Genomic DNA, 23,814 nt, shown 5'->3' with positions numbered 1-23,814 from the left:
ACGGATCGGGGTGAGCAGGGTGAAGCAAGACGCGCTCAAGCACGTCCCGGTCATGTTGGCAGAAGCGGTAGACGCTCTCGCCGTGAAACCGGGCGGCGTTTATGTCGATGGCACTTTCGGCCGCGGTGGTCACGCGCGCGAAGTGCTGCAGCGGTTGGGTGCCGGGGGGCGCCTGCTGCTGCTGGACCGCGATCCCCAGGCGATTGCCACGGCACGCGCCGAATTCGGACAGGACGCGCGGGTACAGGTCAGGCACGGCAGTTTTGCCGACCTGGCCGAGTGGGACGCTACGGAGGACGGCGTGGATGGTGTTTTGCTCGACATCGGTGTGTCGTCGCCGCAGCTGGACGATCCGCAGCGCGGATTCAGCTTCCAGGCCGACGCTCCGCTGGACATGCGCATGGACACCAGCCAGGGCGAGAGCGCGGCACAGTTCCTTGCGCGTGCGTCCGAGGAAGAGATTGCCCGCGTGCTGTACGAATACGGCGACGAGCGCATGAGCCGGCGCATCGCGCGCTGGATCGCCGAGCGGCGTCCCGACAACGCCATTACCACCACGATCGAGCTGGCCGAGCTGTGCGCGCGCGCCATTCCCAAGCGCGAGCCGGGCCGGCATCCGGCCACGCGCACCTTCCAGGCGCTGCGCATTGCCGTGAATGGCGAGCTGGATGCGCTCGAGCGCGGGCTGGAAGGCGCGCGCCGGCGCCTGCGCAGCGGCGGCCGCCTGGCCGTGATCAGCTTCCATTCGCTGGAAGACCGTATCGTCAAACAGTTCATCCGCGCGCATTCGCAGCCGCCGCCGGGCCGCCGCGGCTTGCCGCCGCCGCCCCACGCGCCGCTGACGCTGCAGGCAATCGGCGGCGCGCATCTGCCCAGCGTCGAGGAAATCGAACGCAATCCGCGCTCGCGCAGCGCAGTGCTGCGCGTGGCCGAGCGCCTGCCCGACGAGGTGGGCGCATGAAGCGCTTCGGTTTCGTGCTGTTTGCCCTGCTGCTGCTGGCTGATATCGCCAGCGCGATCGGCGTGGTCTACCAGCGCCACGAAGGCCGCGTGCTGTTTGTCGAGCTGACCCGGCTGAACAAGGAGCGTGACGAAATGAATTTCGAGTACGGCCGCCTGCAGCTGGAACAGTCGACCTGGGCCGAGCCCAACCGCATCGAGCAGGTCGCCCGCGGCCAGCTCGGCATGGATTCGGCCGACCCGGCCGACATCGTGGTGATCCGCCGCTGATGAACCCCTTCAACCGCCCGCGCGAATTCGGCGAAGGCGCGGTGCGCCATGCCAGCACGGCGGCGGCGCTGCGCGTGGCGACGCGGGCGCGTCCGGTCAATCTGAAGGCGCGCCTGTCGACGGTACTGCTGCTGCTGAGCCTGGCCGGTACCGGCCTGGTCGTGCGCGCGGTCGATCTGCAGGTGCTGCGCAAGGACTTCTATCAGGAGCAGGGCGACGCACGCTATCTGCGCGAAGTGCCGATCCCCGTCTCCCGCGGCACCATCCTGGACCGCAACGGCGAACCGCTGGCGGTGTCCACGCCGGTGGTGTCGATCTGGGCCAACCCGCAGGAACTGCTGCAGCATGCCGGCCGCATTGCCGAGCTGGCCCAGGCCCTGGGCGTGGACGAAGCCACGCTCAAGGCCAAGCTCGACCAGCGCGCCGACAAGGAATTCCTCTATCTCAAGCGTCATCTGAATCCCGACGACGCCAAGCTGATCCTGGAGCGCAAGATTCCCGGCGTCAGCTCGCAGCGCGAATTCCGCCGCTACTACCCCAGCGGCGAAGTGCTGGCGCACGTGCTGGGCTTCAACAATATCGACGACCGCGGCCAGGAAGGCCTGGAACTGGCCTTCGACGAATGGCTGGCCGGCAAGCCCGGTGCCAAGCGCGTGATGCGCGACCGCCTTGGCCATGTGATCGAAGACGTGGAACTGCTGCGCGAGCCGCAGCCCGGCCGCGATCTCACCTTGTCCATAGACCGGCGCATCCAGTCGCTGGCCTATCGCCAGCTCAAGCGCACCCTGCTCGAACACGGCGCCTCATCGGGTTCCATCGTGGTACTGGACGCGCGCAACGGTGAAATCCTCGCCACGGTGAACCAGCCCTCGTTCAACCCGAACGCGGTCAACAACGGCGATACCTCGATCCGGCGCAACCGTGCCCTGACCGACGTGGTCGAGCCGGGGTCGACCATGAAGGCCTTCACCATCGCCGCCGGGCTGGAAAGCGGCAAGTGGAAGCCGGACACGCCGATCGATACCGCGCCGGGCACCATGCCGCTGGCCAATCACATCATCCGCGATACCAGCAACAAGGGCCTGATCGACGTGACCGGCGTGCTGACCCGTTCCAGCAACGTCGGCGCGGCCAAGATCGGGCTGTCGCTGTCGAGCGAGCATCTGTACGACATGTTCAAGCGCGTCGGTTTCGGCGAAAGCACCGGCAGCGGCTTTCCCGGCGAAGCGGCTGGCGTGCTGCCGCCGGCCAAGGGCTGGGGGCAAGTGGAAAAAGCCACCTTGTCCTACGGCTACGGCCTGAACGCGACGCCGATGCAGATGGCGCAGGCCTATGCCGTGCTGGCCGACGGCGGCCGGCTGCGCGCGCCGACCTTCGTCAAGGGCGCGCAGAACCCGGACCGGGCCGTGCTTGATCCGGCCCTGGCCAAGACCATCATCGGCATGCTGGAAACCGTCATCACGCCGCGCGGCACCGGCCTGCGCGCGGCCGTGCGCAACTACCGCGTCGCCGGCAAGACCGGCACCTCGCGCCGCGCCATCGCTGGCGGCTACGAAAGCCGCTATATCTCGATGTTTGCCGGCCTGGCGCCGGCAAGCAATCCGCGCCTGGTTGCGGTGGTGGTGATCCACGATCCCCAGGGCGCCTATACCGGCGGCATGGTTGCCGCGCCAGCCTTCAGTCGCGTGATGGACGGCGCTCTGCGTCTGCTCGACGTGCCACCTGACAATGTGGAGAAGTGGTATTCGGACGGCAGCGGCAACTGGGCGCCGATCGAGGCGGGCGATGCCGCGCCGGAATACGCGCCGGGTTCGACCAGCTACGAAGAAGGCGAGCCCACGCAATGAACGCCGCCATGACGCTGCAGGAATTGATCGGCGCCGAGGCTGGCCGTCACGGCACGCTGCGCGTGCACGGGCTGACGCTGGATTCCCGTGCCGTGCAGCCGGGCGACGCCTTTGTCGCCCTGCAGGGCGGCAGTGCCCACGGCATTACGTTTGCCCCGGCGGCGTTGGCGCGGGGCGCCGCGGTCGTATTGGCCGAGGCTCCCGCGCCGCCCGCTTTCGGTGCATTGGAACCGGTGGTCTGGCTGCCGCAGCTGCGCCAGCAGGCCGGGGCACTGGCGGCGCGCTTCCATGGCGAGCCGTCGCAGCAGCTCAAGGTGATCGGCGTTACCGGCACCAACGGCAAGACCTCGACCGTGCAGCTGCTGGCCCAGGCGCTGAGCCTGCTCGGCCACCGCGCCGCCAGCATCGGCACGCTGGGGGCGGGCCTGTACGGTGAAGTGGAGGCGGGCGAACGCACCACGCCGGACGCGATCCATGTACAGGCCCTGCTGGCCGGTTTCCGCGATGCCGGCGCCGACCACGTGGCGATGGAAGTGTCTTCGCATGCGCTGGAACAGGGTCGCGTCAACGCCGTGCGTTTCGCCGTCGCCGTGTTTACCAACCTGACCCGCGATCATCTGGACTATCACGGCAGCATGCAGGCTTACGGTGCCGCCAAGGCGCGCCTGTTCGAGTGGGACGCGCTGGGCACTGCAGTCATCAATATCGACGACGCGTTCGGGCGCGAGCTTGCCGCCGGCATGGCTGCGCGCGTCAACCTGCTGCGCACCGGTGTGGACAGCGCCGAGGCCGAGGTGCGGGCAGGCAATGTGGTATTGGATACGCGCGGCATCGCTTTCGATCTGCACACGCCCTGGGGCCAGGCACGCCTGCAGTCGGCGCTGCTGGGCCGCTTCAATGTGGCCAATCTGCTCGGCGTCATTGCTACCCTGGGTGCGCTGGGTTTTGCCTTCGACGACGTGGTTGCCGCGGCCGCGCAGCTGACACCGGTGGCCGGACGCATGAACCGCCTCGGCGGCGCCACGCAGCCGCTGGTGGTGATCGACTACGCGCACACGCCTGACGCACTGGAACAGGCGCTGGCGACCTTGCGCGCGCACTGCGACGGCCGGCTGATCTGCGTGTTCGGCTGCGGCGGCGAGCGCGACGCGGGCAAGCGCCCGCTGATGGGCGCAATCGCCGAACGCCTGGCCGACAGCGTGATCGTGACCGACGACAACCCGCGCGACGAAGACGGCGACGCCATCGTCGCGGATATCGTTGCGGGTTTTGCACAAAAGAAATTTGTTCACATTCAGCGCGACCGCGCCAAGGCCATCGCTTTCGCGCTGCAGCAGGCCAGAACCGGCGACATCGTACTGGTGGCCGGCAAGGGACACGAGCCCTACCAGGAAATCGGCGGCCGCAAGTTCGATTTCGACGATGCGGTGATCGCCGCGCAGCTGCTGCAGGCCCAGCCATGCTGAACCTGCGCCTGAGCGAAATCGCCGTGTGGTGCCAGGGCCGCCTGCTCGGCACCGATACAGTCGTCGGCAGCGTCGCCACCGACACGCGCAAGGTGCAGCGCGGCGACCTGTTTGTCGCCCTCAAGGGCGAGCGTGTCGACGCGCACGATTTCCTCGAACTGGCGCGCAGCGCCGGTGCGGTGGCGGCGCTGGTCGCGCGCAAGGTCGACAGCGCACTGGCGCAGATCGTCGTCGCCGATACCGAGCGTGCCCTGGGCGACCTGGCTGCGGCGGTGCGGGCGCGCCTGGCCGCCCGTGTCGTCGGCATCACCGGTTCCAACGGCAAGACCACGGTAAAGACGCTGGCCGCGTCGATTCTCGCCCTGCAGGGCCGCACGCATTTCAATGCGGGCAACTACAACAACGAGATCGGCCTGCCGCTGACCCTGCTCGCGATGCCGGCCGATACCGAATTCGCGGTGCTGGAAATGGGCGCCGGCAAGCCTGGCGACATTGCCTACCTCGCAGCGATTGCGCGGCCCCAGGTTGGCCTGGTCAACAATATCGCGCCGGCCCATCTGGAGCGCCTGCATTCGCTGGACGGCGTGGCCGAGACCAAGGGCGCGCTGCTGCAGGCATTGCCCGCCGACGGTGTCGCCGTGATCAATGCCGAGGACGGATTCGCTGCGCTGTTCGGTGCAATGGCCGGTACCCGGCGCGTGCTGCGCTTCGGTTTTTCTCCCGAGTGCGACGTCTGGGCCGCTGCGCTGGAGCTGGGTACGCGCTCGCGCTTCGTGCTGCACACGCCACAGGGCAGCACGCCGGTCGAGCTGGCCCTGGCCGGACGCCACAATGTCTCCAATGCACTCGCCGCCGCCGCCATCGCCCATGCGCTGGACGTGCCGCTGGCGCACATCCGCGCCGGACTGGAGCAGACACCGGCGGTCGCCGGCCGGCTGGACCGGCGCGACAGCGGCCAGGGCTGGACCCTGATCGACGACAGCTACAACGCCAACCCGGGCTCCGCCATTGCAGCCATCGACACGCTGGTACTGCAGCCGGGCGAGCCCTGGCTGGTGCTGGGCGACATGAAGGAACTCGGCGCCGATGCGCTGGCCCTGCATGCACGCATCGGCACGCATGCGCGCGACCTCGGCGTCGCGCGGCTGTATGCGACCGGGCCACTGGCCCAGGCCGCGGCCGGCGCGTTCGGCGCGCAGGCGTATCACTTCACTACGCAATCCGAACTGATTGCCCGCCTGCGTCGCGACATGCACGCCGGCGTCTGCTGCCTGGTCAAGGGCTCGCGTTCCTCCGCCATGGACAAAGTGGTGGCCGCGTTGCTGGCCACCGAGGGGGACTCGCATGCTGCTTGAACTGGCCGAATGGCTGACGCCGTACATCAGTGCCTTCCACGTTTTCCAGTACCTCACGTTCCGCGCCATCATGGGAACGCTGACCGCACTGGCGGTATCGCTGCTGGTCGGCCCGGGCATGATCCGGCGTCTGGCCGCGCTCAAGGCCGGCCAGGTGATCCGCCAGGACGGTCCGCAGTCGCACCTGTCCAAGGCCGGCACGCCGACCATGGGCGGCGCGTTGATTCTCGCTTCCATCGCCGCATCCACCCTGCTCTGGGCCGACCTGCACAACCGCTATGTCTGGCTGGTGCTGGCCGTGACGGTGGTATTCGGCGCGATCGGCTTCTACGACGACTACAAGAAGCTGGTGCTCAAGGACAGCCGCGGCCTGGCCGCGCGCTGGAAGTATTTCTGGCAGTCGATCGGCGGCCTCGGCGCGGCGCTGTTCCTGTTCTATACCGCCGACGTGCCTGCTTCCACGGCGCTGTACCTGCCGTTCTTCAAGCAGGTGGCCTTGCCGCTGGGGGCGTTCTTCTTCGTGCTGCTGGGTTATCTGATGATCGTCGGGTTCTCCAATGCGGTGAACCTTACCGACGGCCTTGACGGCCTGGCCATCATGCCCAGCGTGCTGGTGGCCTGCGCCCTGGGCGTGTTTGCCTATCTCGCCGGTAATGCAGTATTTTCCAATTATCTACAAATTCCGGCGGTGCCCGGCGCGGGCGAGCTGACCATCTACTGTGGCGCGCTGGCCGGTGCAGGCCTGGGCTTTCTCTGGTTCAACACCTATCCGGCGCAGGTGTTCATGGGTGACATCGGCGCACTGGCCATCGGTGCGGCGCTGGGCCTGATCGCGGTGATCGTGCGCCAGGAAGTGGCGCTGCTGATCATGGGCGGCGTATTCGTCATGGAAACCGCCTCGGTGATGCTGCAGGTGGCCAGCTTCAAGCTGACCGGCAAGCGCCTGTTCCGCATGGCGCCCATTCACCATCACTTCGAACTCAAGGGCTGGCCCGAGCCGCGGGTGATCGTGCGTTTCTGGATCATCAGCGTAGTGCTGGTGCTGATCGGCCTCGCCACCTTGAAGGTGCGCTGATGAGCGAAAGCCAGGCCACCCGCCGCAGCGAACTGCCGGGTCGTTACGACCGCGGCCTGCTGCTGGCTGCGCTGGGCCTCATCGGCCTGGGCGTGGTCATGGTCGCCTCCAGTTCGATTCCGGTGGCGGACAGCCAGCACAAGGGCTCGTTCTACTTCGTCGTGCGCCATCTGGTCTTCCTTGCCCTGGGCACCGGCCTGGCGATCACGGCGATGCGGCTGGAGCTGGAAAAGATCGAACGCCACAGCGGCGTGGTGCTGCTGGCCGGCTTCGCCCTGCTGCTGGCGGTGTTCGTGCCCGGCCTGGGCATGCGCATCAACGGCGCGCTGCGCTGGATACATCTGGGCATCTCCGGCTTCCAGCCGGTGGAGGCGTTCAAATTGCTGCTGATCGCCTACCTCTCCAGCTATCTGGTGCGGCACCGGGAAAGCGTGCAGCGCAACTTCTTCGGCGTGATCAAGCCGATTGCCGTGGCCGGCGTCGGCGTGGTGCTGCTGCTGGTACAGCCGGATTTCGGTTCCGCCGCGCTGGTCGGGGCGACCACGGTCGGCCTGATCTGGCTCGGTGGCGCGCGCATGCGCAACCTGGTATTCCTCGGCCTGCCGATGATGCCGGTGATGGCCTGGGCGGCGATGTATGCCGAATACCGCATCAAGCGCCTGACTTCGTTCCGCGATCCTTTCCTCGATCCGTTCGGCGACGGCTACCAGCTGGCGCAGGCGCTGATTGCGGTCGGCCGCGGCGAGTGGTTCGGCGTCGGCCTGGGCGGCTCGGTGCAGAAGCTGTTCTACCTGCCCGAGGCGCATACCGATTTCATTCTCGCCGTGCTGGCGGAAGAACTGGGCCTGTTCGGCATCGTGCTGGTGCTGGGCCTGTTCGCCTGGCTGTGCGGCCGCGGCCTGCTGCTCGGCGCGCGCGCCGTGCAGCGCGGCCTGTATTTCCAGGGCTATGTCGCCTTCGGCATTTCCCTGTGCATTGCGCTGCAGGCCATTGTGTCGATCGGCGTGAATCTCGGTGTCCTGCCGACCAAGGGCCTGACCCTGCCGCTGATCAGCTCCGGCGGTTCGTCGGTGATGATGACCTGCGCCATGATCGGCGTGCTGCTGCGGGTGAGCTACGAGCTGACGCGCGAGGAAGCGCAAAGCGCCGAATCGACCAACGCGCGCGTCCACGCCGGGGTGTGGGAATGAGCGCCGGCGCACCCGTGCTGATCATGGCCGGCGGTACCGGCGGACATATTTTCCCCGGCCTGGCTGTGGCGGAAGAGCTGCGCCTGCGCGGCATTCCGGTGCTGTGGATGGGCGCGGCGGGCGGCCTGGAAACCCAGCTCGTGCCCAAGGCCGGCATCGCGATCGAGACGCTGGACATCGGCGGCGTGCGCGGCAAGGGCCTGGCGACCAAGCTCAAGGCACCGCTGCGCCTGGCCCGCGCCGTGCTGGCCGCGCGCCGTGCGCTGCGCCGCACGCGGCCGCGCAGCGTGCTGTCGCTGGGCGGCTTTGCCGCCGGACCGGGCGGCCTGGCGGCCTGGCTCAGCGGCACGCCGCTGCTGGTGCACGAGCAAAACCGCATTCCCGGCGCCACCAATCGCGTGCTGGCCCGGCTGGCGCGGCGCGTACTGGCCGGCTTTGCCGACGCTTTTCCACAAGCGCAGAAATCCATCTGGGTAGGCAACCCGGTGCGCGCTGCCATCGCTGCCATCGCCGCGCCGGCACAGCGCCTGGCCGGACGCAGTGCTGCGCCGCACCTGCTGGTGCTCGGCGGCAGCCTTGGCGCACAGGCGCTCAATACCCGCCTGCCCGAGGCCATCGCCGGCCTTGCCGTGCACGAACGCCCGCAGCTGCGTCACCAGTGCGGTCCGCGCCATGCCGATGCGGCGCGCGCGGCCTACGCTGCGGCCGGCGTCGAGGCCAGCGTGGAACCCTTCATCGACGACATGGCCGCGGCGTATGCCTGGGCCGATCTCATCGTCTGCCGCGCCGGTGCGCTGACCCTGGCCGAGATTGCCGCGGCCGGCTGCGCCGCCGTGCTGGTGCCGTATCCGCACGCCGTCGACGACCACCAGACCCGTAACGCCGACGCCTTCGTCGCCGCTGGCGCCGCGCTGCGCCTGGCCGAGACCGAGGCCACGCCGACGCGCCTGCACGAGGAATTGCACCGCTTGCTCAACGACCGACCGCGCCTGCTCGCCATGGCCGAGGCTGCACGCAGCCTGGCCAAGCCCGATGCGGCCCAGCAGATTGCCGATCATTGCCTGCAGGTGGCCGCGTGACGCCGCGCCGCCTCGCGCCGCAGGACGACATCACCCAGGCGCTGCGCCGTGTCCACTTCGTCGGTATCGGCGGCGTCGGCATGAGCGGCATTGCCGAAGTGCTGCACAACCTCGGCTACGACATTTCCGGCTCGGACAAGGCCGATTCCGCCACCACGCGCCGGCTGGCCGAACTGGGCATCCGCATTGATCGCGGCCACGCCGCGGAACATGTGGACACGGCCGATGCGATTGTCGTGTCCAGCGCGATCAAGCCCGACAATCCGGAACTGCTGGCCGCACGTGAGCGCCGCATTCCGGTCGTGCCACGGGCGGAAATGCTCGGCGAACTGATGCGCTTCCGCCGCGGCATCGCCGTGGCCGGCACGCACGGCAAGACCACGACGACCAGCCTCGCCGCCAGCGTGCTGGCCGAGGCCGGGCTGGATCCGACCTTCGTCATCGGCGGCCAGCTCACCGCCGCCGGTGCCAATGCTCGCCTGGGCACCGGCGAATACCTGGTGGCGGAGGCGGACGAATCCGACGGTTCGTTCCTGATGCTGTCGCCGATGATCGCCATCGTCACGAATATCGATGCCGACCATCTGGAAAACTACGAAGGCGACTTCGGCAAGGTGAAGAAGGCCTTCGCCGATTTCCTGCACCGGCTGCCGTTCTACGGTCTGGCGGTGCTGTGCATCGACGACGCCGAAGTGGCCGAGCTGGCCGCGGCCACGGCGCGCAGCAGCCTGACCTACGGCATCGACAACACCGAGGCCGACGTGCGTGCGCTGAACGTGCGCCAGCAGGGCGGGCAGATGCTGTTCGACCTGAGCTTTCCGGGCCAGGACGAGACAATTGCGATAACGCTGAATCTTCCCGGACGCCACAATGTATTGAATGCGCTCGCTGCCTCGGCCGTGGCCTGGCAGCTGGGCGTGGAAGCCGATGCGATCCAGCGTGCCCTGGCCCAGTTCCAGGGGGTTGGCCGGCGCTTCCAGGCGCGCGGCGAACTCAGGCTGGACGAAGGCAGTGTCAGCCTGGTCGACGACTACGGCCATCACCCCAGCGAACTGGCCGCGGTTTTTGCCGCCGCCCGCGGCGGCTGGCCGGAACGGCGCCTGGTGGTGGCGTTCCAGCCGCATCGCTATTCGCGCACCCGCGATCTGCTCGACGACTTTGCCAAGGTGCTCAGCGAAGTCGACGTGCTGGTACTGACCGAGGTCTACCCGGCCGGCGAGGCGCCGATCGCGAATGCCGACGCGCGCGCCCTGGCGCGCGCGCTGCGCGCGCGGGGCAAGGTCGATCCGGTGCTGGCCGAGCATCCGCGCGAACTCAAATCGGTGCTGCCCGCGCTGCTGCGCGACGGCGACCTCCTCCTGCTCATGGGCGCCGGCGACATCGGCGCGGCGGCCAGCGAACTGGCGGCATTGGGCGAACTGAAAACCAAGGTGACGTGATGCGGATCAGCGACCCCACATTGTTCGGACGTGTAGCCGTTGCCCTCGGCGGCAACTCGGCCGAGCGCGAGGTTTCGCTGGATTCCGGCCGCAATGTGCTGGAAGCGCTGCGCTCGCTCGGCGTGGATGCGCACCCGGTCGACGGTATTCCGGCCCTGCTCGATGCCTTGCGCGCCGGCCATTTCGCCCGCGTGTTCAATATCCTGCACGGCCGCGGCGGCGAAGACGGCATGCTGCAGGGCGCGCTGCAGGCGCTGGGCGTGCCGTTCACCGGTTCCGGCGTACTGGGTTCGGCCCTGACCATGGACAAGGTGCGCACCAAGCAGGTGTGGATCGCCAAGGGTCTGCCGACGCCGCGTTTCCAGGCCTATCGCAAAGGCGAAGACATCGCCGCGGCGATTGCCCAGCTGGGCTATCCGGTCATCGTCAAGCCGTCGCACGAAGGCTCCAGCGTCGGCATCACCCGCGTCTACGGCGCCGCCGACCTGCCCGCGGCAATCGAGCTGGCCATGCGCTATGACGGCGAGCTAGTGCTGGAACAATTGATAGAAGGGGACGAGTTCACCGTCGGCATTCTCGACGGCGAGGCCCTGCCCAGCATCCATATCGTGCCGCGGGGCGAGTTCTACGATTACCACGCCAAATACGTGGCCGAAGACACCCAGTACATCTGCCCCGGTCTGCAGGGCGCGGCGGAACACGACATGCGCCAGCTCGCGCGCCAGGCCTTCGATGCGGCCGGTGCCTCGGGCTGGGGCCGCGTCGACGTGATGCGCGACAAGGCCGGCCGCAACTGGCTGCTGGAAGTGAACACCACGCCGGGCATGACCAGCCACTCGCTGGTGCCCAAGGCCGCGCGCGCCGTCGGCATCGAGTTTCCGCAGCTGTGCTGGCGCATTCTGGAAACCAGCCTGGGCGAGGCCGGCGCATGAGCGCAAGCGCCATCCAGCGCCTGATCGCCTGGGGCATTGCGCTGACCCTGGTCGCGCTGCCGGTGGTTGGCCTGCTCAACGGCTGGTATGCGGCTGACCGCTGGCCGGTGCGCCAGCTGGAGCTGCAGGCCGAATTCGCCAACGTCAGCGCCGAGCAGATCCGCGCCGCCGCGGCACAAGGCATGGGCGTGGGCTTCTTCGCCGTCGACCTGGCGGCCGTACAGAAAAGCGTGGCGCAGCTGCCCTGGGTGGAGAAAGTGGAAGCGCGCAAGCGCTGGCCGGACACCCTGGTGCTGCGCGTCTACGAACAGCGGCCGTATGCCCACTGGGGCAGCGAGCGCCTGCTCAATCGCGACGGCCAGCTGTTCCAGGTGCCGGGCGCGTCGGACATCCAGAGCCTGCCGCGCCTGGATGGGCCGGACGAGCGCATCGCCGAGGTGATCCAGTTCCACAACGAAGTGCTGGCCGAAGCCGGCCGCAGCGGCCTGCGCATCGCCGGCGTCAGCCTGTCGGCGCGCGGCAGCTGGACCGTACACCTGGACAGCGGCGCCGACATCGTCGTCGGCAACGAACACGCGCACGAACGCCTGCGCCGCTTTCTGCAAATGTATCCCCGCGTCGCCGGCAGCGGCCAGGGCGCGTTCGAATATGTCGACCTGCGCTACAGCAACGGCTTCGCCATGAAATGGCCGGGCCAGGCCGCAACCGTACCGCCGCCGCCGCCGGCACCTGCCATCCCCGACCCTGCGACGGTGGAAGACGCATGAACCGCAAGACGGAAAAATCACTGATCGTTGGCCTGGACATCGGCACGTCCAAGACCGTCGCCATCGTCGGCGAATTCCAGCCCGGCGAGCCGGTCGAGATCATCGGCGTGGGCTCGCACGCGTCGCGCGGACTCAAGCGCGGCGTGGTGGTCGACATCGAATCCACCGTGCAGTCGATCCAGCGCGCGGTGGAAGAAGCCGAGCTGATGGCTGGCTGCGAGATCCGTTCGGTCTATGCGTCGATCTCGGGCAGCCATATCAAGGCCGAGAATTCGCACGGCACCGCGCCGATCCGCGACAAGGAAGTGACCCAGGCCGACCTCGATTCCGTACTCAACGCGGCCAGCGCGCTGGCCATCCCGGGCGACCGCTGGGTGCTGTACAAGGAGCCGCAGGAATACCTCATCGACGGCCAGGAAGGCATACGCCATCCGGTCGGCATGTCCGGCGTGCGCCTGGAAGCGAACGTGCACCTGGTCACCGGTGCCGCCAGCGCGGCGCAGAACATCATGAAGTGCATCCAGCGCTGCGGCCTCAGCGTGGACGAACTGGTGCCCTCGGCCGTGGCCTCGGCGCGCGCCGTGCTGACCCAGGACGAGCGCGAACTCGGCGTCTGCCTGGTCGATATCGGCGCCGGCACCACCGACATTTCCATCTATACACAAGGCGCGATCCGCCACACTTCGGCCTTGCCGATCGGCGGCGACCAGGTCACCAACGACATCGCCCAGTTCGTGCGCACGCCGACGGCGAATGCGGAAGAGATCAAGATCCGCTACGCCTGCGCCCTGGCCCAGCTGGCCACCGCCGAGGAAACCATCCAGGTGCCCAGCGTCGGCGACCGTCCGCCGCGGCGCCTGGCGCGCCAGACCCTGGCCGAGGCGGTGCAGCCGCGCTACGAGGAAATCTTCGAGATGGTGCAGGCCGAACTGCGCCGTTCCGGACTGGAAGAGCTGACCCGTGCCGGCATCGTGCTGACCGGTGGCGGCGCCAAGATGGAAGGTGTGGTGGAACTGGCGGAAGAGCTGTTCCACATGCCGGTGCGCCTGGGCGTGCCGCAGCACGTCAGCGGCTTGTCCGACGTGGTGTCCAACCAGATCCATGCGAGCGGGGTAGGTCTGCTGCTGTACGGCGCCGGCCGCGAAGCTGTGCGCCGGCCTGCCGGCGCCGGCGTGGCCCGTGTCGGCGGGCTATGGGACAAGGTCATGCACTGGTTCAAGGGAAATTTTTGAACAGGTAGACAAAGCCACGTTTGCTTGAAAACGGCAGCGCCCCAGCGTTGCCGGGCCACACCCGCGGCAGGAAGCCGCGGCGCAGGGCGGAAGGCCTTGCAAGCGGAGAACGCGCCTGTTCTCCGGTCGACCGGCGGGTCATGCGGCATACGCGCGCTACACCAACAGCAATTCATAAAACCGGAGGATGGGAGTCATGTTCGAATTCGTGGAGAAGATCGCACCGAATGCGGTGATCAAGGTCATCGGTGTGGGCGGCGGCGGCGGCAATGCCGTAGCCCACATGGTGCAACAGCATGTCGAGGGCGTGGATTTCGTCTGCGCCAATACCGACGCCCAGGCCATCAAGAACTCGGGCGCCAAATTCAGCCTGCAACTGGGCAGCAACGTCACCAAGGGGCTGGGCGCGGGCGCCAACCCCGAGGTCGGTCGTCAGGCCGCGCTGGAAGACCGCGAGCGCATCGTGGAAATGCTGCAGGGTGCCGACATGGTGTTCATCACCGCCGGCATGGGCGGCGGCACCGGCACGGGCGCAGCACCCGTGGTGGCGCAGCTGGCCAAGGAGCTGGGCATTCTCACCGTCGCCGTGGTGACCAAGCCGTTCCCGTTCGAAGGCCGTCGTCGCATGCAGGTGGCGCTCAAGGGCATCGAAGACCTGAGCCAGCACGTCGACTCGCTGATCACCGTGCCAAACGAAAAGCTGCTGACCGTGCTCGGCCGCGACGTGACCCTGCTCAGCGCGTTCAAGCAGGCCAATGACGTGCTGCTCGGCGCGGTGCAAGGCATCGCCGACCTGATCACCCGTCCTGGCCTGATCAACGTCGACTTCGCCGACGTGCGCACGGTGATGTCGGAAATGGGCATGGCGATGATGGGTACCGGTTCGGCCAAGGGCGACGACCGCGCCGTGGCTGCGGCGGAAGCCGCTATCAACAATCCGCTGCTGGAAGACGTCAACCTGGCCGGTGCTTGCGGCATCCTGGTCAACGTCACGGCCGGTCCCAACCTGACCATGCGCGAGTTCGACGAGATCGGCCAGGTCATCCACGGCTTTGCCAGCGAAGACGCTACCGTCGTCATCGGCACCGCGCTGGATACAGAGCTGCAGGACGAGGTGCGTGTCACCGTGGTGGCGACCGGCCTCAACCGCGCCGCCATCCGCCAGCCGGTGACGTCGCGCCGCGACGAGCCGCGTCCGCGCCTGGTGCTGCGTACCGGTACCGGCAACGAAGTGGTCGACTACGCCCAGCCCGCCGTGCGCGTTGCCGGTCCGGCGGCGCGCCAGGTGACCGTGAGCGAAGCCGCCAGCAGTGCCGAGCCGGCCATGGACTACCTGGACATTCCCGCGTTCCTGCGGCGCCAGGCGGACTGATCGGCCCGCTGGTGGGGCGCGGCGCGTATCGCGTCGCGCGAAGCCTCCGAGGCGGCCCTGGGGCCGCTGTCGGGCGGTTTCGCGCGGCATGCATCGCGGCGTCGCTGTGCAGCAGACTGATCGGCGCAGGCCCAGTGCCTGCGTGGTGTTGAGCCCTATCCCGCTGCTTGGGCAGCGACCGCGGCCGCGTTCATCGTCAGGTGAAATGCGCAGGCCATCGTGAAAGACAGGTGACGACAGGCGCCGTCATCCGTCATGCTACGTCCTCCAGAAGGCGGTATGCCGACGGCATACCGCCTTTTTTTCGCCCGATCCAGCCGCTAATGTTGTACGCACGCAACAGATTGTGGGCCGGGCGCATCGTTTTGCTTTTCTGTCATAAAGCCCTGTGCTAGCATCCGGACCGTTTTGTTGGCTCCTGCCCCAGGGGACAAAAATAGAAATGATCAAACAACGAACGCTCAAAAATGTGATACGGGCGACAGGCGTCGGCATCCACACCGGCGAAAAGGTCTATATGACCCTGCGTCCGGCGGCAGTGGACACGGGCATCGTGTTCCGTCGCGTGGATCTGAATCCGCCGGTGGAAATTCACGCCCGCGCGGAAAATGTCGGCGATACCAGTCTTTCCAGCACCCTGACCAAGGGAACGACGCGCGTATCGACAGTCGAACATCTGCTGTCGGCCATGGCGGGCCTGGGCATCGACAACGCCTATGTCGACCTGTCGGCCTCCGAAGTACCGATCATGGACGGCAGCGCCGGCCCCTTCGTATTCCTGCTGCAGTCCGCCGGCATCGAAGAGCAGCCCAAGGCCAAGCGCTTCATCCGCATCAAAAAGCCGCTGACCATCCAGGAAGGCGACAAGTGGGCCCGCTTCGAGCCGTTCGACGGCTTCAAGGTCGGCTTCTCCATCGATTTCAACCATCCCATCTTCACCGCGCAGACCTCGCGGGCAGAGATCGACTTCTCCACGACCTCGTTCGTGAAGGAAGTCTCGCGCGCACGCACCTTCGGCTTCATGCGCGATATCGAAATGCTGCGCGAGCGTAACCTCGTGCTGGGTGGATCGATGGACAACGCGATCGTCCTCGACGACTATCGGGTACTCAACGAAGATGGCTTGCGCTACGAGGACGAATTCGTCAAACACAAGATCCTCGACGCGATCGGCGACCTGTACCTGCTGGGACACAGCCTTATCGGCGCGTTCTACGGGCACAAGTCCGGCCACCAGTTGAACAATCAGTTGTTGCGCAACCTGCTGGCGGATACCAGCGCGTGGGAAGAGGTCTGTTTTGACGACCCGGCCACGGCACCGATTTCCTACGCCCACCCTGCCCAGGCGATGTAGGAAGGTTTAACGCTACGGCCCTCAGCCAGCCGCAGCGCGGCGCGGTCAGTCGACCGTGTCTTCGGAATCAGAAATACTGGCGAGGGACGCCAAACGTAGAAAAAGGGCCCGGAGTTCCGGGTCTGCCAGTGTCACCGCGGCTGCGCTCAGATGGGCGGCTGCGGCGCTTGAAAGCGGCTTCCGCCTTGCAGGCTCCGGGGGAACGGACGGCAAGGGTGCCACTTTGACGGCGAACACCTTGAAGGGCTGGCCCAGCGCTTTTTGCGCTTCGGCCAGGATCGGGGTCTGGTGAAGTCTCAGCTTCGCTGCCCAGATCGAGGAGTTCGCCAGAAAAACAACGCGACCCGCTCGCGCATCGGCCAGGCAGCAATGCGGCCGCAGCGTAGGGGGAAGCGTAAGGCGCAAACGTAGATCCAACGCTTCCAGTGCTCGCGCCCGCTGTATCAGCGACGCGACAGGGGAAGTCTCGCCGACCAGTTTGGGGCTGGACGGCAAGCGCCGCGGCGTCTTTGCGGGTGGTGGGACCTTGTTTTGCATCGCGGAAACCCAAGCAGAAAAAACAAAAAAACTGGCATGAACATCATTATCGTCGCAAAGCCGCACGCCGTGCCGCAGACCATCGACCTGGGCTGCTGGCGTATCCGACTTAAGTGCGGTGCCATCCTGGGGTGTGCCGCGCTGGCCTGCGCCCTGCTTGGCGTCAGCGTGGCCTATAGCGTGGCCGGGCCCAAGACGCGCACGCTGGCTGAAGTGCGCGAGATGCGCGAGCAGAGCGAAGCCCGCCTGCGCGAACTGGAACAGATACGCCAAAGCACACAGCGCGATCTCGACGCGCTAGCGGTAAAACTCGGTGCGCTGCAAGCGCATGCCACCCGCCTCAACGCGCTTGGCGAGCGCCTCACCCGCGCCGGCAAGCTCGACGACGGCGAATTCCGTTTCTCCGAGCCGCCGTCGGTCGGTGGCCCCGAAGATCTGCAATCTCCGGTCGTGCATGCGCAAGCGCCGCAGCTGACCGAATCCATCGAAGAACTGCACGAACGCTTCACCCGCCAGCAGGCCCAGCTCGAAGTGCTGGAAAACCTGCTGCTGGATCGCAAGATCGAATCCGACCTGCTGCCCAGCGGCATGCCGGTCAACTCCGGCTATATCTCTTCCTATTTCGGCGGCCGGCCAGACCCCTTCAACGGCGCCAGCGCCTTCCATTCCGGTATCGATTTCGACGCCAACCAGGGCGCCGACATCCATTCCGTGGCCGAAGGCGTGGTGACCTGGTCGGGCACCCGCCCCGGTTACGGCAACGTGGTCGAAGTCGACCACGGCAACGGTTACATGACCCGCTATGCACATAACTCCCAGAACATTGCCGCCGTGGGCCAGCGCGTCCGCGTCGGCGAAGTCATTGCCAAGGTCGGTTCCACCGGCCGTTCCACCGGCTCGCATGTGCATTTCGAAGTCTGGCTCAACGGCAAGGCAGTCAATCCCATCGCCTACGTACGCAGTCAGCGCAAGGCCTGATGGCGGGCTGAGCCTTTTCCGCCCCTTGAATCCCGGGGGCGGCAACCCACAATCCTTTTCCCGACGCGGCCGCCGGCTTATCATCGGCGGTCTTGTCGCGCCTGCGCATTGCTGCGGGTCTCGCGCGATTTCCCTTTCCTGCTGAGCGACTCACTCATGTTCAACCGTCTGATGACGAGCCTTTTCGGCAGCCGCAACGATCGCGTGCTGCGCCAACTGCAAAAGGCCGTGGCGCAGATTGCCGCGCTGGAACCGGCCATGCAGGCTCTGTCCGACGCCGAGTTGCGCGCCCGCACCGAGCTGTTCAAGCAGCGTCTGGCGAATAACGAGACCCTGGACCAGATCCTGCCCGACGCCTTTGCCACCGTGCGCGAAGCCTCGGTGCGCGTGCTGGGCCTGCGTCATTACGACGTGCAGATGATCGGCGGCATGGTGTTGAACACCGGCCGCATCGCCGAAATGCGTACCGGCGAAGGCAAGACCCTGGTAGGCACGCTGGCGGTGTACCTGAACGCGCTGGAAGGCAAGGGCGTCCACGTCGTCACCGTCAACGACTACCTGGCCAAGCGCGATGCCGCGCAGATGGGCAAGCTGTACAACTTCCTTGGCCTGACCGTCGGCGTGGTCTATCCGGGCATGAACCACAGCGACAAGGCCGAGGCCTACAACGCCGACATCACCTACGGCACCAATAACGAGTTCGGTTTCGACTACCTGCGCGACAACATGGCCTTGTCCAAGGAACAGCGCTACCAGCGCGGCCTGCACTACGCCATCGTCGACGAAGTCGACTCCATCCTGATCGACGAGGCGCGCACGCCGCTGATCATCTCCGGTCCATCGGAGGAATCGCCGCAGCTCTACGTCAAGATCAACCGCATAGTGCCCAAGCTGACGCGGCAGGAAAAAGAAGATTCCACCGCCGGCGACTATTGGGTCGACGAAAAGGCGAAGCAGGTGCACCTGTCCGAAGAGGGCATGGAACACGCCGAGCAGCTGCTGCGCAAGGAAGGCGTGATCGCCACCGACGATGCGCTGTACGACGCCAAGCACCTGGTCGTCGTGCATCACCTCAACGCCGCGCTGCGCGCCAATGCGCTGTACCAGCGTGACGTCGACTACATCGTGCGCGACGGCGAAGTGATCATCGTCGACGAATTTACCGGCCGTACCCTGGCGGGGCGGCGTTGGTCCGACGGCCTGCACCAGGCGGTCGAGGCCAAGGAAGGCGTGCCGATCCAGCGCGAGAACCAGACCCTCGCCACGATCACCTTCCAGAATTATTTCCGCATGTATAAAAAGCTGGCCGGCATGACCGGTACAGCCGATACGGAAGCCTACGAATTCCAGCAGGTCTACGGCCTGGAAGTGGTCGTGATCCCGACCCACCGGCCGATGATCCGCAAGGATTCGCCCGACCTGGTCTTCCTCAAGCACAAGCCCAAGTGGGACGCGATCGTCGAGGACATCCGCGACTGCCAGAAGCGGCGCCAGCCGGTGCTGGTCGGCACCGCCTCCATCGATGCGTCGGAATTCCTCTCCAAGATGCTGCAGGAGCAGGGCATTGCCCACGAAGTGCTCAATGCCAAGCAGCACGAGCGCGAAGCGCATATCGTCGCCCAGGCCGGCCAGCCCGGCGCCGTCACCATCGCCACCAACATGGCCGGCCGCGGTACCGACATCGTGCTCGGCGGCAGCCTCGATGCCGAACTGGCGCAACTGCCGGAAGACACCAGCGATGCCGAGCGTGCACGCATCAAGGCGGCGTGGAAAAAGCGCCACGAGGAAGTGATCGCGTCGGGCGGCCTGCATATCGTCGGCACCGAGCGGCACGAGTCGCGCCGTATCGACAACCAGCTGCGCGGCCGCTCCGGCCGTCAGGGCGACCCGGGTTCCAGCCGCTTCTACCTGTCGCTGGAAGACAACCTCATGCGCATCTTCTCGCCCGACTGGGTGACCAAGTGGATGCAGATCTTCGGCATGAAGGAAGACGATGCGCTGGAAGACCGCATGGTCAGCCGGCAGATCGAAAAGGTGCAGCGCAAGGTCGAGCAGCACAACTTCGACATCCGCAAGAACCTGCTCGAGTTCGACGACGTCGCCAACGACCAGCGCAAGGTGATCTACGAACAGCGCAACGAGCTGCTGGAAGAAGACGATTTCGCCGTCACTGCCGCGGCGATCCGCAGCGATGTATTCGCCGACCTCACCCGCGCCCACGTGCCGCAGCATGCCATCGACGAACAGTGGAACGTGGCCGGCCTGCAGAAGAAGCTGACCGACGATTTCGGCATCGACATCGACATCAAGCGCTGGCTGGAAAGCCAGGCCGAGGCCGATTCCGAAGACGTGCTCAAGCACGTGGAAGAAGGCGTCGACCGGTTTTTCCGCGAGCGCGAGGCGATGCTGGGTTCGGAAGTCATGCGTGCGCTGGAACGCCACGTCATGCTCAACACCCTGGACAACTGCTGGAAGGAACACCTGGCCAGCATGGATTACCTGCGCCAGGGCATCTATCTACGCTCCTATGCGCAGAAGCAGCCCAAGCAGGAGTTCAAGCGCGAATCCTTCGAGCTGTTCCAGGACATGCTGGAACGCATCAAGCTGGAAACCACGACCCTGCTCGCCCGCGTGCGCATCCGCAGCGAAGACGAAGTGCAGGAGCTGGAAGAACAGCAGCGCCGCCAGCAGATGCAGGCGCCGTTGAACTTCGCCCATGCGGAAGCCAGCGGCTTCGCCAGCGAAGGCGAAGTACTGGCCGCCACGCAGGCAGCGACGGCACCGGCCGCGGCGCAGTTTGCCGAAGGCCCCAAGGTTGGCCGCAACGATCCCTGCCCCTGCGGTTCGGGCAAGAAGTACAAGCAGTGCCACGGCCGACTCGCCTGAGTGCGAAGACGAGGCTACAGCGGAGTTGAAGCATGAGCGCGGCCTTGTCCGAGGCCGCGCCCGTCCATGTGGTCGCTGCAGCGCTGATCGACGCCGACGGCCGCGTGCTGCTGGCGCAGCGCCCCGAAGGCAAGCACCTGGCTGGCTACTGGGAGTTTCCTGGTGGCAAGGTCGAGCCGGGTGAAAGCGCTTTGCAGGCGCTACAGCGCGAAATCCTCGAGGAAATCGGCGTGCGGGTTGCCAGCGCCGAGGCGCTGATCCGCATTCCCTGGCGCTACAGCGCCAAGCAGATTCTTCTCGATGTTTATCGAGTGCGCGAGTTCGTCGGCGTGCCGCATTCCTGCGAGGGCCAGTCCCTGAAATGGGTGCCGGCGGCAGCGCTGGATCCGGCGGAAATGCCCGCCGCGGATCACCCCGTCATTCACGCACTGGCCTTGCCCGACCGCTACCTGATCACGCCGGAGCCCGGCGCCGATCTCGGCGCGTTTCTCGCCGGCCTCGATGCCGCGCTCGATCGCGGCGTACGCCTGGTCCAGCTGCGCGCCTTGCAGCTGGAGGAAGAAAAGCTGCGCACGCTGGCCGCCGAGTGCCTGACCCGCGTGCGCGCTGCCGGCGGACAGTTGCTGATCAGCCGCCGTCACGATTTGGTCGAGGAGCTCGATCTCGACGGCGTGCACATCAGTGCGGCCCAGCTGCAGTCCCTGCAGGAGCGGCCGGTCAGCCTGCGACGCTGGTTCGCGGCGTCCTGTCACGATGCACGAGAGTTGCAATTGGCGCAATCACTACAGGTGGATTTTGCTGTGCTAGGCACGGTGGCACCTACATTGAGCCATCCAGGGCAGGTTCCGCTGGGATGGGACGGTTTCTCGGCGTTGTGTGCGGGGGCGGCTTTGCCCGTCTTTGCGTTGGGCGGATTGGTTGAGGGCGATCTGCCGGCGGCGATTGAGCGCGGGGCGCAGGGAATTGCCGGAATTTCGGCGTTCTGGGAGTTGCGTTAGCGCGGTGGCGCTGATGTTGCTGCGCGGCGGTTGTGTTTTAGCCCTTTCCTACAAGCTTTGCTTGGGGGGTGGCGAGGCGAGGTACAGAGCCATTTGGCTCTGTCGCCTCTGAACGCCAAACGGGCCGGAGAGGGTCGAGAGAGGGGGTAGGCGGTCAAGTTGGGGCCAGCACCAGTTTTTGCCGATGCAAACCGCTTCTCGCCGATCAGGCCGATTGGTGCAATTCGCTTCGCTCATCGCGCCCTACGCACGACGCCTGAGCATATCGATTGCGCCGCACCGCAAAGTACTTGCAGTGGCGACTACGCCGGTTTTTCGCACGCGCCGGTTTTTTCTGCCATCCGCAAATAGCGTGCATGCAGTTGCGCGACGGCCAAGTCCAATTCATCCAGTCCGCCGGAGTTGTCGACCACGTCATCGGCTATGGCCAGGCGCTGTTCGCGTGTGGCCTGGGCTGCAATCATGTTGAGCGCGAGTTCGCGTTCGATGGCGTCGCGCTGTTGCAGTCGCTGTAGTTGCACGGCCGGATCGACGTCGACGATAAGGACGCGGTCGACCCAGTCGTAGGCCGGCCAGGTCTCGGCCAGCAATGGAATCGCGAGCAGGCAGTAGACGCCGCGGTCGTTGTCTACTTTTTCGCGCAGCCACGCGCGCACACGCGGGTGGACGATGGCTTCAAGGGCGCTGCGCCGGTTCGGATCGGCGAAGACCAGGTGGCGCATGGCTGCGCGATCTAGTTCGCCGTCTGCGCGCAAGATGCCGCTGCCGAACTGCACAACGATCTCGGCCAGGCCGGGCTGGCCCGCCGCGACGACGGCGCGGGCGGCGACATCGGCGTCGTAGCAGGTAATGCCGAGGCGGCCAAAGCGTTCGGTGAGGGCGGATTTGCCCGAGGCAATGCCGCCGCTGACGGCAACGACGAAGTGTGCCGCGCTCATGCCAGCAACAGTTGCTCGTACCAGCGAAGCAGGTGTTCGCCCCAGACGAACTGCAGCCAGCCGGCGGCGGCAATGAACGGGCCGAACGGGATGGGAGTAGAGCTGTCCTGACGGCGCAGAACCAAGTAAAGGCCGCCGACAATGGCGCCGACCAGTGACGACAGCAGTACGATGGGCAGCAGGCTCACCGTGCCCATCCAGGCGCCGAGCGCGGCCAATAACTTGAAGTCGCCGTAGCCCATGCCTTCCTTGCCGGTCAGCTTCTTGAAGCCCCAGTAGACCGACCACAAGCTCAGATAGCCGATTGCCGCCGCAAGGATGGCATCGCTGGGTGCGACGAAGACGGGTTGCAAGGTCAGCAGCAGCCCCAGCCACAACAACGGCAGGGTAATCTGGTCGGGCAACAGTTGCGTGCGCAGGTCGATGCCGGACAGCGCGATCAGGCTGAAGGTGAGCACCAGCCCGGCCGCGGCTTGCAGGCTAAAGCCGAAACGCCACACCACGATCAGGGCAGCTACGGCGGTCAGCGCTTCCACGATCGGGTATTGCGCCGAGATCGGCGTCTTGCAGTAGCGGCAACGCCCGCCCAGCATCAGCCAGCTGAGCAAGGGAATATTGTCCAGCGGCGACAGCGGATGCTTGCACTGCAGGCAGTGCGAGCCCTTGAACACGAGATCGGGCGGCGGAAGTTCTGCCGCTGCCGGAGCGTCCGCCGCCGCTTCCACGGCGACGGCTGCTGCCAGAAGGTTGGTTGTTGCCGCCGCGCTGTTGTCTGTGTTGTCTGTGTTGGCTGCCGCGCCGGCAGGGGGCAATGCGGCAGTCTGCGTTGCGTCGGCGGCCACGGTGCCTGTGTTGCCGGTGGCGTCGGAATCAGCCGGGGCATGCGTTTCGACCGTGCTGGTATCGCTGGGCAGCGAGACTGTTTGCGGCGTGCCATCAGGCAAGACCGCCAAGCCCGCTGCGGCGCCATCGGCGCCACTGTCGGATTCCAGCAGCTCCCGCGCCTGCTGGCGCCATTCGTACATCAGCTGCGCCGGCAGACGCAGGATGACGACATTGAGGAAGCTGCCGACCAGCAGTCCAAACAAACTGGCCACTGCAAGCAGTGGCCAGCCGTTACCGAGAATGTCGAGCACGGG

General features: G+C 66.4%; 20 protein-coding genes. 17 read left to right on the top strand and 3 right to left on the bottom strand.

The genetic code is table 11. The features are described from left to right. Positions 1-19: 19 nt before the first annotated feature. The 14 genes from rsmH (at position 20) to lpxC (ending at position 16,338) form a co-directional block, all read left to right on the top strand. The gene (gene rsmH, locus DFR29_RS01845; RefSeq protein ID WP_133816843.1) at positions 20-961 is read left to right on the top strand and encodes a 16S rRNA (cytosine(1402)-N(4))-methyltransferase RsmH; all 942 of its coding nucleotides are present in this window, start codon (positions 20-22) and stop codon (positions 959-961) included. Next, entirely contained in the window at positions 958-1,230 is a 273-nt protein-coding gene (gene ftsL / locus DFR29_RS01840) for a cell division protein FtsL (RefSeq protein ID WP_133816842.1), read from the top strand. Before rsmH ends, ftsL begins: the two co-directional genes overlap by 4 nt. After that, complete coding sequence (locus DFR29_RS01835) at positions 1,230-3,077, top strand: peptidoglycan D,D-transpeptidase FtsI family protein (RefSeq protein WP_133816841.1); 1,848 nt, start codon at positions 1,230-1,232, stop codon at positions 3,075-3,077. Before ftsL ends, DFR29_RS01835 begins: the two co-directional genes overlap by 1 nt. After that, complete coding sequence (locus DFR29_RS01830; protein ID WP_133816840.1) at positions 3,074-4,543, top strand: UDP-N-acetylmuramoyl-L-alanyl-D-glutamate--2,6-diaminopimelate ligase; 1,470 nt, start codon at positions 3,074-3,076, stop codon at positions 4,541-4,543. The genes DFR29_RS01835 and DFR29_RS01830 overlap by 4 nt, the downstream gene beginning before the upstream one ends. After that, positions 4,537-5,898: a UDP-N-acetylmuramoyl-tripeptide--D-alanyl-D-alanine ligase gene (locus tag DFR29_RS01825; RefSeq protein WP_133816839.1), complete on the top strand. Its 1,362-nt coding sequence runs from the start codon at positions 4,537-4,539 to the stop codon at positions 5,896-5,898. Before DFR29_RS01830 ends, DFR29_RS01825 begins: the two co-directional genes overlap by 7 nt. Beyond that, positions 5,888-6,973: a phospho-N-acetylmuramoyl-pentapeptide-transferase gene (gene mraY, locus DFR29_RS01820; RefSeq protein ID WP_133816838.1), complete on the top strand. Its 1,086-nt coding sequence runs from the start codon at positions 5,888-5,890 to the stop codon at positions 6,971-6,973. Before DFR29_RS01825 ends, mraY begins: the two co-directional genes overlap by 11 nt. Further along, on the top strand, positions 6,973-8,163 hold the full coding sequence (gene ftsW / locus DFR29_RS01815; protein WP_133816837.1) for a putative lipid II flippase FtsW: 1,191 nt from the start codon (positions 6,973-6,975) through the stop codon (positions 8,161-8,163). Before mraY ends, ftsW begins: the two co-directional genes overlap by 1 nt. Further along, positions 8,160-9,242, top strand: coding sequence for an undecaprenyldiphospho-muramoylpentapeptide beta-N-acetylglucosaminyltransferase (murG, locus tag DFR29_RS01810; RefSeq protein WP_133816836.1), 1,083 nt, complete (start codon positions 8,160-8,162; stop codon positions 9,240-9,242). Before ftsW ends, murG begins: the two co-directional genes overlap by 4 nt. Next, positions 9,239-10,681, top strand: a complete 1,443-nt coding sequence (gene murC / locus DFR29_RS01805; protein WP_133816835.1) for a UDP-N-acetylmuramate--L-alanine ligase — start codon at positions 9,239-9,241, stop codon at positions 10,679-10,681. The genes murG and murC overlap by 4 nt, the downstream gene beginning before the upstream one ends. Then, positions 10,681-11,613 (top strand): D-alanine--D-alanine ligase, encoded by a 933-nt coding sequence (locus tag DFR29_RS01800; protein WP_133816834.1) that lies wholly within the window; start codon positions 10,681-10,683, stop codon positions 11,611-11,613. Before murC ends, DFR29_RS01800 begins: the two co-directional genes overlap by 1 nt. After that, complete coding sequence (locus DFR29_RS01795) at positions 11,610-12,380, top strand: cell division protein FtsQ/DivIB (RefSeq protein ID WP_133816833.1); 771 nt, start codon at positions 11,610-11,612, stop codon at positions 12,378-12,380. Before DFR29_RS01800 ends, DFR29_RS01795 begins: the two co-directional genes overlap by 4 nt. Beyond that, positions 12,377-13,612 (top strand): cell division protein FtsA, encoded by a 1,236-nt coding sequence (ftsA, locus tag DFR29_RS01790; protein WP_133816832.1) that lies wholly within the window; start codon positions 12,377-12,379, stop codon positions 13,610-13,612. Before DFR29_RS01795 ends, ftsA begins: the two co-directional genes overlap by 4 nt. A gap of 196 nt (positions 13,613-13,808) precedes the next feature. After that, on the top strand, positions 13,809-14,984 hold the full coding sequence (ftsZ, locus tag DFR29_RS01785; protein ID WP_133816831.1) for a cell division protein FtsZ: 1,176 nt from the start codon (positions 13,809-13,811) through the stop codon (positions 14,982-14,984). Between the two features lie 442 nt (positions 14,985-15,426). After that, positions 15,427-16,338: a UDP-3-O-acyl-N-acetylglucosamine deacetylase gene (lpxC, locus tag DFR29_RS01780; protein WP_133816830.1), complete on the top strand. Its 912-nt coding sequence runs from the start codon at positions 15,427-15,429 to the stop codon at positions 16,336-16,338. Between the two features lie 45 nt (positions 16,339-16,383). On the opposite strand, the gene DFR29_RS01775 is transcribed toward lpxC, so the two are convergent. Beyond that, positions 16,384-16,875 (bottom strand): DciA family protein, encoded by a 492-nt coding sequence (locus DFR29_RS01775; RefSeq protein ID WP_133816829.1) that lies wholly within the window; start codon positions 16,873-16,875, stop codon positions 16,384-16,386. A 36-nt stretch (positions 16,876-16,911) separates the two neighbouring features. Between DFR29_RS01775 and DFR29_RS01770 the strand changes: the two genes are divergently transcribed. From DFR29_RS01770 to DFR29_RS01760, 3 genes are all read left to right on the top strand, one after another. Continuing rightward, positions 16,912-17,853, top strand: a complete 942-nt coding sequence (locus DFR29_RS01770) for a M23 family metallopeptidase (protein WP_133816828.1) — start codon at positions 16,912-16,914, stop codon at positions 17,851-17,853. A gap of 156 nt (positions 17,854-18,009) precedes the next feature. Beyond that, on the top strand, positions 18,010-20,739 hold the full coding sequence (gene secA, locus DFR29_RS01765; protein WP_133816827.1) for a preprotein translocase subunit SecA: 2,730 nt from the start codon (positions 18,010-18,012) through the stop codon (positions 20,737-20,739). A 32-nt stretch (positions 20,740-20,771) separates the two neighbouring features. Then, positions 20,772-21,737, top strand: a complete 966-nt coding sequence (locus DFR29_RS01760; RefSeq protein ID WP_133816826.1) for a Nudix family hydrolase — start codon at positions 20,772-20,774, stop codon at positions 21,735-21,737. Between the two features lie 302 nt (positions 21,738-22,039). Here DFR29_RS01760 and coaE read toward each other — a convergent pair whose 3' ends face one another. Together coaE and DFR29_RS01750 are read right to left on the bottom strand one after the other, a co-directional pair. Then, complete coding sequence (gene coaE / locus DFR29_RS01755) at positions 22,040-22,675, bottom strand: dephospho-CoA kinase (RefSeq protein WP_133816825.1); 636 nt, start codon at positions 22,673-22,675, stop codon at positions 22,040-22,042. Next, on the bottom strand, positions 22,672-23,811 hold the full coding sequence (locus DFR29_RS01750; protein ID WP_166653837.1) for a prepilin peptidase: 1,140 nt from the start codon (positions 23,809-23,811) through the stop codon (positions 22,672-22,674). Before DFR29_RS01750 ends, coaE begins: the two co-directional genes overlap by 4 nt. Positions 23,812-23,814 lie beyond the last annotated feature (3 nt).

Source organism: Tahibacter aquaticus (assembly GCF_004363655.1).
GTDB classification, from domain to species: domain Bacteria; phylum Pseudomonadota; class Gammaproteobacteria; order Xanthomonadales; family Rhodanobacteraceae; genus Tahibacter; species Tahibacter aquaticus.
This window is presented reverse-complemented; position numbering and strand designations above follow the sequence as displayed.

Excerpts from the sequence above, each read along its gene's own strand:
- ftsL (WP_133816842.1), top strand. The coding sequence starts at position 958 with ATGAAGCGCTTCGGTTTCGTGCTGTTTGCCCTGCTGCTGCTGGCTGAT.
- DFR29_RS01835 (WP_133816841.1), top strand. The coding sequence starts at position 1,230 with ATGAACCCCTTCAACCGCCCGCGCGAATTCGGCGAAGGCGCGGTGCGC.
- DFR29_RS01830 (WP_133816840.1), top strand. The coding sequence starts at position 3,074 with ATGAACGCCGCCATGACGCTGCAGGAATTGATCGGCGCCGAGGCTGGC.
- DFR29_RS01825 (WP_133816839.1), top strand. The coding sequence starts at position 4,537 with ATGCTGAACCTGCGCCTGAGCGAAATCGCCGTGTGGTGCCAGGGCCGC.
- mraY (WP_133816838.1), top strand. The coding sequence starts at position 5,888 with ATGCTGCTTGAACTGGCCGAATGGCTGACGCCGTACATCAGTGCCTTC.
- ftsW (WP_133816837.1), top strand. The coding sequence starts at position 6,973 with ATGAGCGAAAGCCAGGCCACCCGCCGCAGCGAACTGCCGGGTCGTTAC.
- murG (WP_133816836.1), top strand. The coding sequence starts at position 8,160 with ATGAGCGCCGGCGCACCCGTGCTGATCATGGCCGGCGGTACCGGCGGA.
- DFR29_RS01800 (WP_133816834.1), top strand. The coding sequence starts at position 10,681 with ATGCGGATCAGCGACCCCACATTGTTCGGACGTGTAGCCGTTGCCCTC.
- DFR29_RS01795 (WP_133816833.1), top strand. The coding sequence starts at position 11,610 with ATGAGCGCAAGCGCCATCCAGCGCCTGATCGCCTGGGGCATTGCGCTG.
- ftsA (WP_133816832.1), top strand. The coding sequence starts at position 12,377 with ATGAACCGCAAGACGGAAAAATCACTGATCGTTGGCCTGGACATCGGC.
- ftsZ (WP_133816831.1), top strand. The coding sequence starts at position 13,809 with ATGTTCGAATTCGTGGAGAAGATCGCACCGAATGCGGTGATCAAGGTC.
- lpxC (WP_133816830.1), top strand. The coding sequence starts at position 15,427 with ATGATCAAACAACGAACGCTCAAAAATGTGATACGGGCGACAGGCGTC.
- DFR29_RS01775 (WP_133816829.1), bottom strand. The coding sequence starts at position 16,875 with ATGCAAAACAAGGTCCCACCACCCGCAAAGACGCCGCGGCGCTTGCCG.
- DFR29_RS01770 (WP_133816828.1), top strand. The coding sequence starts at position 16,912 with ATGAACATCATTATCGTCGCAAAGCCGCACGCCGTGCCGCAGACCATC.
- secA (WP_133816827.1), top strand. The coding sequence starts at position 18,010 with ATGTTCAACCGTCTGATGACGAGCCTTTTCGGCAGCCGCAACGATCGC.
- DFR29_RS01760 (WP_133816826.1), top strand. The coding sequence starts at position 20,772 with ATGAGCGCGGCCTTGTCCGAGGCCGCGCCCGTCCATGTGGTCGCTGCA.
- coaE (WP_133816825.1), bottom strand. The coding sequence starts at position 22,675 with ATGAGCGCGGCACACTTCGTCGTTGCCGTCAGCGGCGGCATTGCCTCG.